Consider the following 15,176-nt stretch of genomic DNA (forward strand, 5'->3'; position numbering starts at 1 on the left):
ACCTGGCTTCACAAGAAAATAGTTATGAGAACAATCTCACTACTTCCCTACGCTGGCATTAACCAGATCAGGTCGATAAGAGTCGGAAACACACTTTCCTCTCAGCCCAGTTAGGGCACCCCTAGTAGTTTCATATTATTTAGTTCGAATCTAGCATAGCAAAAGTTTTCATAAATGTCACATGTTTTGAAAAAAGGTATAGACAAGAACCAGTTTTCTCTATGGCTTCACTAGGATACTTGTCCACCTCAATTTCTCCAACCCGGTAAGCTTATAAATGGATTGCACGGATTCGGTTAGCAAAACGGGGAATGATTTCAGTTGGTGTTATCACGCATTAAATCGAGCATAAACTGTCCGACATAGCGTGCGAATTCCTTATTTGAGCATAGTAATAAAGGTTGACTCCTTCTTCTTTAAGGCGGTTAAATAAAAAGACGGACAGCTAAACCATGAAGGTTTAGCTGTCCACTTATTAATCAATCGCCCCAAAGTTGACAATTGTCACATCGATATCAAATTCTATTTTGGCATCTTGATATTTTTCCATCCATTCCTTGTTAGTCGTCTTACTTCCTTTTCTTGAAGTGATATACTTTCTCCCAAGACCCAATGCATCTGAGTTTACTTCTTGAAGTTTCGCGAATAGGTTTTCATATTCTCTTACAAAGTATTTCTCTATATCACGTTCGAATTTCCGAGAAGTATCTTCTGATTTAATGTCCATTGGGATTGAGGTTTCTAATAATTCCAGTTTCATTGTGATATCTGCCTTAAACGCTAACGAATCAGAGTCGACAATTTTTATTTTCCCTTTACCTGTATTAAGCATTAAAGAAAGATAAATCGAATCTTCAATTTCTGACGGTTCTCCTTTATAAGCAATTATCTCGTCCAGATAATTTTCACGAGGGACGCCTACATCAATTGGGGTTCCTCTCAAACGCTGTCTCAATAAATTAGCCATGAATGATTCTTTTACTGATATGCTAGCAACATACTGGTCTGCCCGAAAAGCGGCTGCACCAGTTAGTGTAGGTTTACCATCCACTACGTCTATTACTGGAAGTATCGGATCAATGCCGACTTGTTGCACTAATCGCGTGAAAAACTGTAAGGTAATTGGTGGTAAAGTACCCTTTTCGACCTCTTTACTTATTAAGTCTTGTAAATACTTTGTTCGATTTAATTCTACACTTTGTTGCTCTATTTCAAGAATTTCTCTTGCAGTTTGATTGGTTACGGCTAGCTGCATAATGTCAGAAACAGTTGCATCACGAACTAGTGTATTAAGAAAGGGAAGAATACCCGATTCAGCTGCTTCTCTTCCGTAAAATTCTATATTGATTTTTCCGGGGACTAATGGATAGGGCGATTGTTTTTCAGCTTCTACACGGGCTTGTTTAATTGTATGACCCCTTCCAGTCAACAAACTAGTCATATCTGGAGCATTCGGATCAAAAATATAAGGAACGAGTGTCGTTTCAATCATTCTTTTTTCCCCTTCATCTATTAGATCAACTCCGCGTGTATTAATGATTGCCAACTTCTCAATTTGTGTTGTTTCCAGACAAGCCTGCAGAAATACAATAAATATGAATAACGGTATTAACTTAGCAGTTCGCATGTATTCACCCTCCTTATTTCTTCCGTATTTTTTTCTTTAAAAGAACGAGTGGCAAAAGAAGGAAGGGATAAATATATACAATCCCATAGGATACCCTGCTAACATTATCAATCAAACGCTGAATGATAAAATGCTCATTAAAAAAAGGGATCAGAATTAGAAGGATACTTGCACTTGTGTAAACACTAATTTCGTTCGAAAGATTATAAATACGTTTCGCTATATAACTTATGCACCACATAAGAAGAATCACTTTTGGCATCGCAACCATCATCCATTCTGCAATGACAACGTAGTCCAACCGCTCGATGATAGGAGAGGTTTGAATTTTAAACAAGTTTAATACAACCCAAATTCTTCTTTCCAATTGAGCTGGACTTAAAAATCCAATCGCTATGTTTGTAGAAAGAAGGACGAGGAAAGTGAAATAGGATAGTCCTAAGAAAACAGGCTTACCAATCTTTTTTTTATTTGCTACAAAGGGATAGATAAAAAACAAGATTTCAAATCCTGTAAATGTATAAGACGCAGCAATTGTGCCTCGTAAAATATCCATTATATCTTTATCCATCACAGGCAGAAAGTTGAGAAAATCCATTTGTCGAATTGGTTGAATTAATAAAACAAATAACCAAGAAGAGAACATAAAGAAGAGAAAGGTGACGCCAACAACTGCTTTTAGACCGCCAAATACCGTATAGATAGCAATAATAAGAAGCATACATCCCAGCACGAATGCATTACTATCCGGTAAAACAAAAACCTTAATAATCTCGATATAGGTTACGAGTGTGGATAAGATATAGAATATAAAATAAAGGATGTATACCGTTCCGAGCACTTTTGAAATAAAACAGCCAAATAGGTCGGCCTGAACGCCGAGGATATCCGTATTTTCATATTGCCTCAATATATATAACATGACAAAAAGGAGCAGGGCAATATAGAGGTAGGCAATGAGTATCGAAATCCATGCGTCATGCCCTGCTTCCATAAAGACAATTCGTGGGATTCCAATCAATCCAACACCCAGCTGCATGGAGGCAATAATAAAAAGCATATAGAAAGAACGGAATTGTTCACCTTTTGGTATTTGAAGATTAATTTTCATATACAATCCCTACTCATCAACATCTCTTCTTTCCGCAGCTCTCTCTTTGTTAAATAATTGTTTATCCTTTGGTCGATACGATAAAAAGCGTTTATATTTCGTTTGCTCCGGCAGACGGTAAAAAGATTTGTTAAAATCTGCAAGTCGGAGGGGGTACAATGGCGCGAGGTATGGTCTGCCTAAAGACTCTAGACGAACTAAATGGATGACTAATAAACAGATACCAAACATCAGCCCGATAATCCCGTAAAAACCAGCAAGGAAAAACAGTGGGAAACGAACAAATCGTATCGTATTACCCATGATATAACTAGGCGTCGCATAAGAAGCTAAAGCACTCATTGTAACTAATATGATCAGAATGTTACTCGAAATTCCAGCTTGAACCGCTGCAGTTCCAACAACCACACCACCAACAATACCTATCGTCTGACCCACTTTGGTAGGTAGTCTTGCTCCAGCTTCCCGTAATAGTTCAATTACGAGTTCGATCAAGAATACTTCAATAAGCGGCGGAAATGGAACAACTGCTCGAGATTCACCGAGCGAAACTAGGAGCTGGGATGGGACTAGTTCGTAATGATACGTAGTTGCAACGACGTACATTGGGGTTAACAGTAAAGTTACAAATGCAGCAAGAAAACGAAGAAAACGGACAAACATGCTTAACGTCCAATGAAAATAGCGGTCTTCTGTAGACTCAAAGAAACTAAATAATGTAGAAGGTGCAATTAAAGCAAACGGGCTGTCTTCAACCATAACAATAATTTTACCCGATTTTATTGCATACATAGAGCGATCCACCAATTCAGAAGATACAAATTGCGCAAATATAGAGGTAGAGGAATCTAAAATATATTGTTTAAGCATATGAATGTCTTCTACCATATCAATCTCGAGATCAGTCAACCGTTGTCTCATTGTATTAACATCTGTTTCGTTCGCAACTGATTTAAGATAGATTATTCTCGTTTCTTTTGGATTTCTTTTACCGACTTCAACTTTTTCCATTGCGAGGTCTGGTGTATTCATCCGCCAATTGATTATATTTAAGTTACTTTCAAGGGACTCGGTAAAAGCAATGAGCGGACCAACAACTACTGATTCCGTCTCTGCTTTTTCCAGTGCCCGTTTTTCCGTTTTACCCAGTTCGTACATGATAACTCGGTTTTCTTGTTCGACGTAGAGACCAACATAGCCCTCCGTAAGTTTATTTCGGATCGTCCTAATGCTGGACACTTGTTCCCCCGAGGAAAGCGGTATTTCACTTAATATGGAGTCTGCTGTACATTCTGTTTGCATATCTAATAAGTTATTCAAGACTTGTTGCTCGATTTTAGTCAAATCAATAAGATAGGGAATATAAAAAACAGCAACCTGCTTATTTTCTTGTTTATAAACCGTAAAACTCAGATCCTGACTATTGAGAACCTCTGTTTTAAGTTTGTCTTCAAATTCATCCATAGAAAGCGGGAAATCCGCTTGATTTGCTTGTTTTTTTACAGGGCGCATAAGTGACCTCCATGTATCTAACTAGTCCATTTTAGTATGGATAAATTGGTTAAATTTATCCCAGATTTCCTCTTTTTTGATCAAAAAACTTATTACTAACTGGAATAAGGATATAGGCTTAGTATTAAATCCAGATTTTCTTACACGACATAGCAAACTATAAAATAAAAACGCTTATATTTGAGGCTGCTCGAGGAAACACTATAGATATTTAGTGTAAAGGAGAAGAAAATGACTGATAGTAACAGGAACAAGCATAAGAACTTACCGATTTACTCAGACCGTAACTTGTGGTCTGGCATTCTCTTTGGGGTTGGTCTCATCGCGTTCATAGATGAGACGGTATTTCATCAAATTCTGCGCTGGCATCATTTTTATGACAAATCAACGACTGATATCGGGCTAATTTCTGACGGTCTTTTCCATGCTTTTAGTTGGTTTGCAACCATTGGGGGCTTGTTTATGTTCGCTGATCTCAGACGACGTAACGCACTGTGGTTAAGGAGGTGGTGGGGAGGAGTGTTTCTTGGTGCAGGGGTGTTCCAGTTATATGATGGTACAATTCAGCACAAATTAATGCGGATACACCAGATTCGTTATGTAGATCATTTAATTATCTATGACGTGATTTGGAACACAACAGCTATTTTAATGATTATAATTGGTCTAACCCTTATTGTCCAGACAAGAAATAGCCAGCAACCAGGGAAGGATGCCTCACATGAACATCAATAACCACATTCATCATACAATTGGAATAATACCTCAGCTACTTTTGGCACTACCGTTTATAATGGCTTTCGTCATGTATATCCTAGCTGTAATTGTCTCCAACAGGCGACAGAAACCTTGGCCAATATATCGAACGGTTTATTGGGCTTTTGGAATTCTTTTCGCTATTATCTCGGTTGCAGGCCCGTTAGCTGATCGTGCACATGTAGACTTCGCAGCTCACATGTTCGGCCACTTATTTTTAGGGATGCTTGCGCCATTGCTTTTCACACTCGCTGCACCGATGACACTTATGCTGCGAACACTAAGCGTTCCATTGGCAAGAAAGATTTCAAAGTTTTTAAGAAGTTGGCCATCACGGATGTATACCAACCCAGTTGTTGCATCCTTTCTTAATATAGGTGGACTTTGGTTATTATACACTACGGATCTATACTCGCTCATGCATAAGAGTATCCTTTTACATATAATCGTGCATTTCCATGTATTCTTAGCCGGCTACTTATTTACCGTGTCCATGATCTATATTGATCCGATACCTCACCGCACTTCTTTTTTGTACCGGGCAATCGTATTTGTTATTGCCTTAGCTGGACATGGTATTTTATCAAAGTACATCTATGCGAACCCGCCTCACGGAGTGCCCGCAGATCAAGCAGAACTTGGTGGCATGGTTATGTATTATGGTGGGGATATGATCGATATTGTTATTATCTTCATCCTTTGTTTACATTGGTTTAGAGCAACCCGACCGCGAATAAAATTAGCCTAAGGTCTATAGATGAATGTTTGTTTGTCTTAAAGCTTGCATGGAATGCCAATAACCTGTAGTAAATTTCCGCAGATATCATAAAGAGAGTTAAAGGAGTCATCCCATATGCGATTATTATGTTAGTGTTTATTATTGTCTTATCATTTATCCCAGAGATAGCCACCTATCTCGTTGATAATGTGGACTAACATGTTAAAAACATGTTCAATGAAACAAACCTTGAATATGTTTTGTAAAATATTGATGACAGCTCGGCAAAAGTTACCATTAATACTTTTCTCATCCTGCCGCACTATATAATAATGAATGTTTTTAGCTTAGACACATTAACATACACGAAAGGAAAATGTATATGGCAAAAGTTGCGGTAGTAACTGGTTCTGGAGGTGGTTTAGGGAAAGGAATTGCCCAGCGGCTAGCTAAGGATGGATTTCATATTGTTTTAAATGACATCAACCAGGAGTTACTTGATTCTACCTTAAAAGAATTTAAAGCAGAAGGAATACAAGTTGAAGGTGTTGTAGGCGATGTTTCAAAAAGAGAGGATCAATTCCAACTTGTGTCCCAAGCGGCAGAGGCGTTTGGACAGCTTGATGTATTTGTAAATAATGCGGGTTTAGAAGTTGTAGGTCCTTTCCTAGACATTGAAGAAAACCAATTAAACAAGGCGTTTTCAGTCAACGTGAATGGTGTAGTTTTTGGCACACAAGCGGCTGCAGAGCAGTTTATAAAGCAAAAAACGAAAGGGAAAGTTATCAATGCTTGTAGTATCGCAGGCCACGAATCGTATGAAATGTTGGCCGTATATTCTGCGACGAAGCATGCCGTCCGTTCCTTCACCCATTCGTCCGCCAAGGAATTAGCTAAGCATAATATCCGAGTAAATGCTTATTGCCCTGGAGTAGCTGATACTTCGATGTGGACCCGTATCGACGAAGAAATGATTAAGTATAATCCGGAAATGAAAAAGGGAGATGCATTTAAAGAGTTCTCTTCTGGTATTTTATTAGGAAGACCGCAAGAACCAGAGGACGTTGCTAACCTTGTGTCTTTCTTAGCATCAGATGACGCTGACTATATTACAGGACAAGCTATTATCACAGATGGCGGTATTGTATTTAGTTAATAAATATCACTTTATCGAACATATGAATGATTATCCAGCAGGTGACGAATCGAGTAATGATTGGTCACCTGCTTGGTTTATCAGGCGTTTTCTATTTTTTCCTTTAACTTTTTTTGTTTCATAATTTTACTTATTGGTACATTCGTATAGAGGAAGAGTCCCATAATCAGCAAACTGAAAAACCATTCGGTTACTTGCCTGTAAATCAGCATTTGATTATACCCATCTACTCCGTACTTTTGTAGCAAGAGTGCCTTTAACCCGGCAAGAGTGAATCCACGAATAACGAATAGCAATTGTATATATTGAAACCACTTGAAAATGCCTTTTTCGAAAAAAGGGGAGTGCTTTGCTTTTTTGGCCAACCTTGCAAGTATACAAAATCTACTGCAAAGTATAATGCTAAAGGCCGTTTTATAAGAAGTGTAAATTTCCATCACCCTTCAACTGATGACCGTATGCATCTTCAATAAATGAAATTACATCCTCGTCAAGATAGACAAATCCAAGATTTTCTTTTTTGGTGCGATAGACTTGATACGCTTTTTTGGCTGTAGCTGCATTTTCACCATACATTTCCTTAGCTATCTCAAACCATTTATTAGCAAGCTGTTGGCCATTTTCAGAATCAGGTGTTACTTGGTCAGCAATTGCTTGTCGTATATCGCGAAATAAATTGATAAAGTCCGCAACAACTGGTGTATCCTGACCGACTTTTGGCAAGGTATTCAGGATCTGCAATTCTTCATTTGAGAAATATTTTTCTCTTTTCTCGGTAACTTTGCTATTTATAGGCGAGAGGTACTTGAACGTATTAAAAATATCCTCCCAATTTTTATGACCGCCGAGCTCGATGACTTGAATAACACTTTCTAACGTATGTTTGTTCTTTTTTAATTGCTCAATTTTCGATTGAATCAATTCCATTTGCATCTGTAATAATTCCATTGGAGATTTTTCTTGATTCGTTATGATAGCCTTTATTTGTATCAGTGGGAAGCCTATCTCTTTTAATGTCAGTATGTAATAAAGCTGGGTAACTGCCTCTTCGTCATAATAACGATGCCCACCCTCGCTAATTTTAGATGGCTTTAAAATATTCATTTCATCATAATATAGATCGAATACAAATGATCCACCTCCAGTGTTATTCGTATTATACAATATGACGTAACGTAAGATTCAAGAGTTATGTAAAAACTAAAATATTTCAGATGCTGATATATAAGTTTTGAACCGAGGCAAGCAGGATTTTAAATTTTAATGGTGAATTGAATAAGGGGGAGGTGTTTATATGCGCGTGTAGCTGCGATTTATGATATTCATGCGAACTATTCTGCATTAAAAGCAGTTCTGCAAGAGATTAGAAATTCAAATGTTGATCAAGTGATAGTCGGTGGGGATTTAGCTTGGAGGCCTGAACCACGGCAAGTCATGGATCTGCTAATGGATTATAAAGACGAGTTTGTTTTTATTAGAGGCAATGTTGATCGTGAAGTTTCTTACCGTTATGGAAAAGAAAAAGGGTTAGACGATTTAACAGCAGCATTAAATCATTGGTGCGCAGATCAATTAACCGAAGAACAATTACAATTCCTTCAAAATTTACCCGAAAAAACAACGATGACAATTGATGGCTTAGGAGAAATCTTATTTGTACACGGATCACCCCGCAGTGATGAAGAAGCGATTCGAATACAACCTACTGAAGAGGAAATTAGACCAATGGTTGAGAAGGTACGACAAGATATTATCGTTTGCGGGTCATACGCATATTCAGTTTGATCGCATGGTTGCCGGTAAACGAATTATAAATGCAGGTAGTGTTGGATTGCAGAGCAGGGCTGCCGGAGCTTGTTGGGCATTACTTGGGCCTGACGTTGAATTAAAAGTCACGCCTTACGATACAAAAGCCGCCTCCGAAAGAATTCTCAAATCCAATGCTCCTTATAAAGAAGATTTTGCTGATCATTATTTAAACCCACCTTATGAGGGACCTTAGCCAATCTTAATTGCTAAGGGATAGATACATACCTTAGAAAGCGCGGAACTTTTACTAGATTTTCAAAACAACCCTTCTATGTACAGAACGATATATTCTGAAATGAATAATTGGAAGAGGGATGCAGATGTTATTAAGTATTTAGGAAAGTTCCCGCAAGCTCCTCTCGTTGTTATTGGACGGGATAAAGCGTACAACATTAAATTAGGAATGATGGAGGTATACTGGAAGCGGAATTACGTTTATTGGAGGGGAAGTGGCAAGAACTTATTATGCAGCAAGCTAAACTGAGCAAGAACAGTGAATTAATATTTGCAAAGGATGCAAGCCATATGATTCATCTTGATAGACCAGATGTAATAATTGGAGCAATCCATAAACTTTTATCATGGATTGAAGTAAGATAGTAAAATGATGTTAGGGGTTTTACAATGAGTAATGATTGGAAATCGTGTCCTACTGAAATAAAGGTATTTATCTTTAATTTGAAAGAGAGGATTAAAGAAATTATAGATGATAACTTTGTAGGATTTTATATACACGGTTCTTTAGCGATGGGAGGGTTTAACCCTAAGCGTAGTGATATCGATATTTTGGTTGTTATGGAAAAACCTCTAAAACTTGAAGAAAAAAGAAGTTTAGCACAGTTTTTTCTAGACTATTCTTCTTCACCGTATCCGATTGAAGTAAGTTTCCTAAGTAAGAAACAATTAATGGATTGGCAGCACCCTTGCCCATTTGAATTCCACTATAGCGAGCATTGGAGAGAGCGATATGAAAATGATTTGTTTCAAGGGACATATCAATATATTAATGAAGTTATTCAAACGGACCCAGATTTAGCAGCTCATATAACCATTACGAACTACAGGGGAATATGTATAGAAGGAAAACCTATTGATGAAGTATTTCCTAAAGTCCCACTGGATGATTATTTATCGTCCATAATGGGGGATTATCTGGAATGTATAGAAAACATTGCAGAAGATCCGATTTATTGTTCATTAAATATGTTGAGGGTGCTTTGGTTTCTAGATGAAGGAGTTATTTCCTCAAAGCAAGAGGCAGGGGATTGGGGACAAAGAAATTTACCGATGAAATTAAGAAATACAGTGAAGAAAGCTGCTGAAAATTATGCGGATGGGAAAGATGGCTGGTCTTTTGAAAAGTTTGAACTTTTGTTGCTGAGGGACTATATCGCTGGAAAGGTGCAAGAGCTGCTCAAAAAAATGAAAACCCCTTGACATGAAATGGATCTCATAAACTAAATTTAAATTGAAAAGCAGCCCGTGATGATTTTAGTAATGGAGCGAAATCTTTTGTGAGTGTAGCCTGGTATGGGGCATGATCACATATGAGTTGTTGTCTTTTTACTAAGTTTAACCCGGGCTGCTTTTTAGAGACTTAAACGGCCACTCTTTCTATCAATTCAACGGAAACCTCCTTTTAAAAAAACACATTGTAGATTCCCGCTTCTTACATTAGAATACCTTGAACAATAAGACCGAGCACTAATCCAAGAAAGATAGAGGACAATGTCCCTAACAAGAAATATTCCGCCCAGTTGCGATCATCTAACTGTTTGAAGCGGGCGATGGATTTAGCCGCAATGATAAAAGCGATGGATGGGTAAGCGCCTATCACAGTAAGTAGTATAACAAGTAATCTTTCTATATAACCGATTAGCTTTCCTCGAGAGCGGGACGGGGAAGAGTAGGTGAAATAGTGATATTCTCCTGTAAAACTATTTTCCGTATTCGGTTGATTCCTTTCTTGTACATCAATCATTCTATTACGTAATGTTAATTCCCCTTCAAAGTTCGCGAATTCCGATGGCAAAGAACCAACAATGTATTTCACAATATGTCCACTTACGCTTGTGGCCAGAATATAAATTATAATAATAAACAAAACCGTATTAACAGGATGTAAACTGCTTGTCCCAGATAACTCTATCAAACTTGCAGTCATATCCGCAAAACTAATTTGAAAGAAGAGTATACAGGATAACAGTATGATTGCTGCATGTAACGCTTGGTCCGCCAAGAAAAAAACCAGCTGTTTCATATTATCTGCTCGTGTGCTTTTTACAAAGTCTATTAGTTTTATTTTCAATAAATCAATTAATAGGTGCGTAATAATAATAAAAGATAGAGGCAGTATAAAATAGTGAATGATATGTTTAAATTCAAATTGATATGCCCAAATAATCGCAAGTGCTATTCCTGAGACTAGTAAATGATGGAGCAAATGTTTCTTTAAGTACTTTAATTTATCCTTAACCATTTGATCTGTCTGCAGCCAGAAATCAGCAATTAAATGGGCGAGGAACAACAATAATACAATCATTAAACTCACCTCTCTTTAGGTAAATATACTTGAAGACGGTTGTTTATATTTTGTCTAATGTTGAGTTGGAGTTCTTCAGTTTGATTATTAACTGGTCCCATCTCCAATGAATTTAACACATCTACAATATTATAAAATGTATCTAAAATGACATCCGCCTTGCCATTTTTCATATGACTCGATATAGTGGATTTCGTTCTGCCAAGATATTCGCTGACTTTGTTTTGTTGACCAAGCATTAAATATAATGAACAGACAAGGGACTGTATCTCCGTTTGTTCGTTTATTTGCTCTTGTTTTAAAGATAAACTTGTATTTAATAATGTAGCGAACTCCCTACTGTAAACTTCGAACCCGCTTGCGTCTTTTCGCGGGGCTAACTCAAAGCGAAATTGCATTCTCTTTTGCTGATTTTTAAGGAAATCATTAGCTAATCTAGACTGCTTCATTAATGGATGTATCCACGTTTCGATGTTTATATCATTTAAATTTCCTTCAATATTGCCAAATGAGAGACCGAAATATGGGGGATGGTCTGTGTATTTCCAAATACGACTTAAATAGAAAGCGAGTATATAAGTAGATGCAAATCCATTACTTACAACGACTAATTCATCACCAGCTCGGTGTGCGACTTTTGTTGTTGTAATATATTGTGTCCAGTAAGCGATGCTGATCTGCAAATCCTGGAGGTAATCACTCAACTCATTGCCGATATCTTCCTTGGAAGAATTACTTACGTCCATGATGAAAACTGAAACTTGATTTCCCATGAATAATCAGCTCCTTTTTCTTTTACTTGCACAGAAGTTCGTTTATATAATCGAACATACCATGAGTTTGATTGTTTAGTCAAACCTTCTAAAAGTTAGATCTTTTAATCTAACAAATTTGTACTCGTAAAGAATGCTAGCTTGCTTTCAAATGTTTATGGACTGGTCTAAATGAATGGTATGAAAATCTCGGTATTGTATATAAGCTTGCGGAGCTTCCATCGTTTAATTAGATAATTGGAAGAGCAGAGGTATTTAGGCGAAAAACTAGTTAGGGAGATGATCTAGAAAATGCTAAAATCAAATAGACTTCAGTTTCGAAAGATGGTGGAAAGTGACATTGAGAAATATCACTCATGGAGAAATGATTTTGATGTTATGAAAACAACAAGTCCATCGCTTGATTTATACTCTTTTGATGAAACAAGAAATTTTGTGGAAAATGTTATTCTCAACTCAACATCTTCCAGGAGCTATATAATCGAGGAGAGAGAAGGGAAGAGGGCAATAGGAGTAACATCACTGATAAATATTGATACAAAAAATAGAAATGCGGAATGTATCATTGATATTGGTGAAAAGGATTATTGGGGAATAACTTCATTAAAGTATGCACTAAGTCAAAATAAATATAGTAGGGTGTAATTAACAAATCGCGAATATATTAGAGTACATCCAGGAGTTCAAGTGAAGATACTGGATAAAATATAAACCTTTATCATCCAGTATCTTTATTAGAGGGGCTATCTAGAAGGTTTTTTCGTTATATGTTCGTTTCCAAGTTTAAAAAATTGCTAACTTCTTTTACATAATCTGTAAGTGGATAAGCTTTATATAAACGGCTCGATAATCGGATCGGATCTCCAAAAAAATACCTCTCATATTGGGTCTGCCTCGTTCCAAATGAACTCATTGTCAGATCCCAGGCCAACCTAAATATTTTCACACGATCCTCAGCATTCTTGGTTGCTGCTTGAAGGTACTGATTAAGATCGGTTTTAATAGGGGAGCTGAATGCATTTTCTGTAGGTAGACCAACCAGTCCGCTTAATAGCTCCCATCCTAACACTCCCATATCCATTTACTTTTATAATGTGAATTCATTTATACTATATTATTATATTAGTCAGTATGTTTGCCTATTCCATTATTTAAGCTCCATGCTTGGTTCATCGATTTAAAACCGGGTTTTATTTTTTTGATAAGAATGAATATAACCACAGGAATTTACTCAGTTATGAGAAAATAAAAACATTCTTTCCATTAAAAAGACCGACTTTTATTTTGTCTAAAAAATGACATTTTCTGTTTATAAAGGAAACTAGCTGTTTTCTATATTGCTCTTTACAACTATTTTTCTTATGATTAGTGTAAGGGATTTTATATAGGAGTGGAAAACATATGAATAATGGTATCAACAATGCTAAACAGCGAAATTATAATCCGCTGATTTGGTTACTATCCATCTTGGTTGTGGGGATTATTGTGGCAACGTATTTCTTGCCGGAAATCCCAGGTGGTACAATATGGGGAATTGAATTAACGGTATTGCCGATGCTGAATGCTATATTCAACAGCTTTACCTTTGTTTTTTTATTGATTGCGTTAGCCATGATTAAAAAGAATAACATTAAATTACATCGCAGATTTATCATCGCTGCATTTGTAACAACCTTTTTATTCTGTATCTCGTACTTAACGTATCATTCTATGGCTGCATCTACCAGCTACGGTGGAGATGGCCCGCTAATGTACATTTATTATTTTATACTTATCACACACATTATTCTTGCCGCATTAATCGTGCCGCTTGCATTAATCACACTCGGGAGAGGCTTGAATATGCAAGTGGAAAAGCATAAGAAAATTGCACGCTGGACAATGCCACTCTGGTTGTATGTAAGCCTTACTGGGGTATTGGTATACTTCATGATTTCACCATACTACTAGGCAAAATTCATGCCATAAAAAGGAAAATGGGAAACCAGATTTTTCATGGTTTCCTTTTTTTATAGCACGCTATACTTTGAATAAGAATGATAAGGATTTTACTGCAAGATATGTTTTTAGGAGGAAGAAAATTGTCAGCGATAACAATCGTTAAAGCTCTAAATAATAATGTCGTCATGGCCGAACACCCCGGAGAGGGAGAGGTCATTGTAATAGGGAAAGGAATTGGCTTTAATCGAAAAGAGGGTGATTCCCTCTCGGCGGCACAAGCGGAAAAACTATTTGTATTAAAAAATGAAAAAGAACAAGAACAATATAAAAAGTTGCTGCCGCAAATTGATGAAACCTGGCAAAGTGCGATTATCGAAGCTATTGGCCATATTAGTGAACGTGTGTCAGGCAAGTTAAATGAACACATCCATATCGGTTTAACGGATCACCTTTTGCTTGCGATGGAGCGTGTGCGCCAAGGACATACAATTGTCAATCCGTTTTTAACCGAAACAATCGCACTATATCCATTCGAGCAGGAACTAGCAAAAAAAGCTGTCGAAATAATTGGAGATAAGACAGGCATTTATTTGCCAAAGGATGAAATCGGGTTCATTACGCTTCATATACATAGCGCATTAATGAATAAGGATTTAGGAGAGATAAATAGACATTCACAGCTTGTTACAAACTTAATTCATATTATTGAGAGTGACTTTGAACTTATTCTCGACAAGGAAAGCCTAGATTATATGCGACTTGTCCGACATTTGCGATTTACGATTGAACGTGTCGTACAGGGGGAAAAAGTGAAAGAACCAGAAAAGATCGCACAGCTATTGAAATATGAATATCCATTATGTTATAATCTGTCTTGGAAGCTAATAAAAGTTATGCAAGAGTTTTTGAAGAAAAAGGTATATGACGCTGAAGCGGTTTATTTAACTATGCATCTTCAACGTTTAAAAAAATATGAATAGCAATTATATCTATACGTGTTACTGGATAGGCAGGCATAAGTATGGAAGATAATTGAAAAGACTTCACATGGGAATTCCCATGCTTCTTTTCGATATCTTCTAAACTTATGCCTGTTTTTTTATTACTCAACTTTCGCAGCCCAAACTAGGCAGGTATACCTTGATATAGTTAGGTAATCCCGCAAACCAATACTGTAGTTGACTTTTGATTAACTTTTTGAATTTCTTGTTCGTTTTATTCAAAGCATCTT

Annotated in this window: 17 protein-coding genes, 1 pseudogene and 1 riboswitch; of the genes and pseudogenes, 10 read left to right on the forward strand and 8 right to left on the reverse strand. The window is 36.9% G+C overall.

All coding sequences use genetic code 11. The features are described from left to right. Positions 1 to 27: 27 nt before the first annotated feature. A riboswitch (TPP riboswitch) is annotated at positions 28 to 133 on the reverse strand. Positions 134 to 475: 342 nt separating this feature from the next. From GN217_RS09745 to GN217_RS09755, 3 genes are read right to left on the reverse strand one after another with little or no spacing between them, the layout of a single operon-like run. Further along, positions 476 to 1,627: a Ger(x)C family spore germination protein gene (locus GN217_RS09745; RefSeq protein ID WP_156856501.1), complete on the reverse strand. Its 1,152-nt coding sequence runs from the start codon at positions 1,625 to 1,627 to the stop codon at positions 476 to 478. 13 nt (positions 1,628 to 1,640) lie between these two features. After that, entirely contained in the window at positions 1,641 to 2,738 is a 1,098-nt protein-coding gene (locus GN217_RS09750; protein ID WP_156856502.1) for a GerAB/ArcD/ProY family transporter, read from the reverse strand. Between the two features lie 9 nt (positions 2,739 to 2,747). Then, positions 2,748 to 4,250 carry a spore germination protein gene (locus GN217_RS09755; protein ID WP_156856503.1) on the reverse strand — a complete coding sequence of 501 codons (1,503 nt, stop codon included), beginning with the start codon at positions 4,248 to 4,250 and terminating at the stop codon, positions 2,748 to 2,750. Positions 4,251 to 4,481: 231 nt separating this feature from the next. On the opposite strand from GN217_RS09755, the gene GN217_RS09760 reads away from it, so the two are divergent. The 3 genes from GN217_RS09760 (at position 4,482) to GN217_RS09770 (ending at position 6,880) form a co-directional block, all read left to right on the forward strand. Further along, complete coding sequence (locus GN217_RS09760) at positions 4,482 to 4,985, forward strand: DUF2243 domain-containing protein (protein ID WP_156856504.1); 504 nt, start codon at positions 4,482 to 4,484, stop codon at positions 4,983 to 4,985. Further along, positions 4,972 to 5,754: a cytochrome c oxidase assembly protein gene (locus GN217_RS09765; RefSeq protein ID WP_156856505.1), complete on the forward strand. Its 783-nt coding sequence runs from the start codon at positions 4,972 to 4,974 to the stop codon at positions 5,752 to 5,754. The genes GN217_RS09760 and GN217_RS09765 overlap by 14 nt, the downstream gene beginning before the upstream one ends. Before the next feature lie 352 nt (positions 5,755 to 6,106). Then, a complete protein-coding gene (locus GN217_RS09770; protein WP_156856506.1) occupies positions 6,107 to 6,880 on the forward strand; it encodes an acetoin reductase in 774 nt (257 codons plus the stop codon). Positions 6,881 to 6,960: 80 nt separating this feature from the next. Here GN217_RS09770 and GN217_RS18690 read toward each other — a convergent pair whose 3' ends face one another. Together GN217_RS18690 and GN217_RS09780 are read right to left on the reverse strand one after the other, a co-directional pair. After that, on the reverse strand, positions 6,961 to 7,176 hold the full coding sequence (locus GN217_RS18690; protein ID WP_198042625.1) for a hypothetical protein: 216 nt from the start codon (positions 7,174 to 7,176) through the stop codon (positions 6,961 to 6,963). A gap of 118 nt (positions 7,177 to 7,294) precedes the next feature. Then, positions 7,295 to 7,984 carry a MerR family transcriptional regulator gene (locus tag GN217_RS09780; protein WP_156856508.1) on the reverse strand — a complete coding sequence of 230 codons (690 nt, stop codon included), beginning with the start codon at positions 7,982 to 7,984 and terminating at the stop codon, positions 7,295 to 7,297. A gap of 249 nt (positions 7,985 to 8,233) precedes the next feature. Between GN217_RS09780 and GN217_RS18955 the strand changes: the two genes are divergently transcribed. The 4 genes from GN217_RS18955 (at position 8,234) to GN217_RS09790 (ending at position 10,126) form a co-directional block, all read left to right on the forward strand. Then, on the forward strand, positions 8,234 to 8,665 hold the full coding sequence (locus GN217_RS18955; protein ID WP_232334396.1) for a metallophosphoesterase family protein: 432 nt from the start codon (positions 8,234 to 8,236) through the stop codon (positions 8,663 to 8,665). Positions 8,666 to 8,669: 4 nt separating this feature from the next. Beyond that, positions 8,670 to 8,882 carry a hypothetical protein gene (locus GN217_RS18960; protein ID WP_232334393.1) on the forward strand — a complete coding sequence of 71 codons (213 nt, stop codon included), beginning with the start codon at positions 8,670 to 8,672 and terminating at the stop codon, positions 8,880 to 8,882. 272 nt (positions 8,883 to 9,154) lie between these two features. Beyond that, the gene (locus GN217_RS19200) at positions 9,155 to 9,289 is read left to right on the forward strand and encodes an alpha/beta hydrolase (RefSeq protein ID WP_198042626.1); all 135 of its coding nucleotides are present in this window, start codon (positions 9,155 to 9,157) and stop codon (positions 9,287 to 9,289) included. A gap of 24 nt (positions 9,290 to 9,313) precedes the next feature. Next, the gene (locus GN217_RS09790) at positions 9,314 to 10,126 is read left to right on the forward strand and encodes an aminoglycoside adenylyltransferase domain-containing protein (protein WP_156856509.1); all 813 of its coding nucleotides are present in this window, start codon (positions 9,314 to 9,316) and stop codon (positions 10,124 to 10,126) included. A gap of 232 nt (positions 10,127 to 10,358) precedes the next feature. Here GN217_RS09790 and GN217_RS09795 read toward each other — a convergent pair whose 3' ends face one another. Together GN217_RS09795 and GN217_RS09800 are read right to left on the reverse strand one after the other, a co-directional pair. After that, positions 10,359 to 11,231, reverse strand: coding sequence for a DUF3307 domain-containing protein (locus tag GN217_RS09795; RefSeq protein ID WP_156856510.1), 873 nt, complete (start codon positions 11,229 to 11,231; stop codon positions 10,359 to 10,361). Between the two features lie 5 nt (positions 11,232 to 11,236). After that, a complete protein-coding gene (locus GN217_RS09800; protein ID WP_156856511.1) occupies positions 11,237 to 12,004 on the reverse strand; it encodes a hypothetical protein in 768 nt (255 codons plus the stop codon). A gap of 291 nt (positions 12,005 to 12,295) precedes the next feature. Between GN217_RS09800 and GN217_RS09805 the strand changes: the two genes are divergently transcribed. Further along, positions 12,296 to 12,649 carry a GNAT family N-acetyltransferase gene (locus tag GN217_RS09805; RefSeq protein ID WP_156856512.1) on the forward strand — a complete coding sequence of 118 codons (354 nt, stop codon included), beginning with the start codon at positions 12,296 to 12,298 and terminating at the stop codon, positions 12,647 to 12,649. Between the two features lie 118 nt (positions 12,650 to 12,767). Here GN217_RS09805 and GN217_RS09810 read toward each other — a convergent pair. Beyond that, positions 12,768 to 13,052 (reverse strand): annotated as a pseudogene (locus GN217_RS09810) (4-hydroxyphenylacetate 3-hydroxylase C-terminal domain-containing protein); the annotation flags it as partial. A gap of 353 nt (positions 13,053 to 13,405) precedes the next feature. On the opposite strand from GN217_RS09810, the gene GN217_RS09815 reads away from it, so the two are divergent. Then, positions 13,406 to 13,954, forward strand: a complete 549-nt coding sequence (locus tag GN217_RS09815) for a DUF420 domain-containing protein (RefSeq protein ID WP_156856513.1) — start codon at positions 13,406 to 13,408, stop codon at positions 13,952 to 13,954. A 131-nt stretch (positions 13,955 to 14,085) separates the two neighbouring features. Continuing rightward, the gene (gene glcT, locus GN217_RS09820; RefSeq protein ID WP_156856514.1) at positions 14,086 to 14,925 is read left to right on the forward strand and encodes a glucose PTS transporter transcription antiterminator GlcT; all 840 of its coding nucleotides are present in this window, start codon (positions 14,086 to 14,088) and stop codon (positions 14,923 to 14,925) included. The last annotated feature ends 251 nt before the right edge of the window (positions 14,926 to 15,176 follow it).

This window comes from Oceanobacillus sp. AG, assembly GCF_009746545.1.
In the GTDB taxonomy this organism is placed as follows: domain Bacteria; phylum Bacillota; class Bacilli; order Bacillales; family Amphibacillaceae; genus Oceanobacillus; species Oceanobacillus indicireducens.

What these genes read in the sequence shown, in the direction of transcription:
- GN217_RS09745 (WP_156856501.1), bottom strand. Translation starts at nt 1,627, where the DNA reads ATGCGAACTGCTAAGTTAATACCGTTATTCATATTTATTGTATTTCTG.
- GN217_RS09750 (WP_156856502.1), bottom strand. Translation starts at nt 2,738, where the DNA reads ATGAAAATTAATCTTCAAATACCAAAAGGTGAACAATTCCGTTCTTTC.
- GN217_RS09755 (WP_156856503.1), bottom strand. Translation starts at nt 4,250, where the DNA reads ATGCGCCCTGTAAAAAAACAAGCAAATCAAGCGGATTTCCCGCTTTCT.
- GN217_RS09760 (WP_156856504.1), top strand. Translation starts at nt 4,482, where the DNA reads ATGACTGATAGTAACAGGAACAAGCATAAGAACTTACCGATTTACTCA.
- GN217_RS09765 (WP_156856505.1), top strand. Translation starts at nt 4,972, where the DNA reads ATGAACATCAATAACCACATTCATCATACAATTGGAATAATACCTCAG.
- GN217_RS09770 (WP_156856506.1), top strand. Translation starts at nt 6,107, where the DNA reads ATGGCAAAAGTTGCGGTAGTAACTGGTTCTGGAGGTGGTTTAGGGAAA.
- GN217_RS09780 (WP_156856508.1), bottom strand. Translation starts at nt 7,984, where the DNA reads ATGAATATTTTAAAGCCATCTAAAATTAGCGAGGGTGGGCATCGTTAT.
- GN217_RS18960 (WP_232334393.1), top strand. Translation starts at nt 8,670, where the DNA reads ATGGTTGCCGGTAAACGAATTATAAATGCAGGTAGTGTTGGATTGCAG.
- GN217_RS19200 (WP_198042626.1), top strand. Translation starts at nt 9,155, where the DNA reads ATGCAGCAAGCTAAACTGAGCAAGAACAGTGAATTAATATTTGCAAAG.
- GN217_RS09790 (WP_156856509.1), top strand. Translation starts at nt 9,314, where the DNA reads ATGAGTAATGATTGGAAATCGTGTCCTACTGAAATAAAGGTATTTATC.
- GN217_RS09795 (WP_156856510.1), bottom strand. Translation starts at nt 11,231, where the DNA reads ATGATTGTATTATTGTTGTTCCTCGCCCATTTAATTGCTGATTTCTGG.
- GN217_RS09800 (WP_156856511.1), bottom strand. Translation starts at nt 12,004, where the DNA reads ATGGGAAATCAAGTTTCAGTTTTCATCATGGACGTAAGTAATTCTTCC.
- GN217_RS09805 (WP_156856512.1), top strand. Translation starts at nt 12,296, where the DNA reads ATGCTAAAATCAAATAGACTTCAGTTTCGAAAGATGGTGGAAAGTGAC.
- GN217_RS09815 (WP_156856513.1), top strand. Translation starts at nt 13,406, where the DNA reads ATGAATAATGGTATCAACAATGCTAAACAGCGAAATTATAATCCGCTG.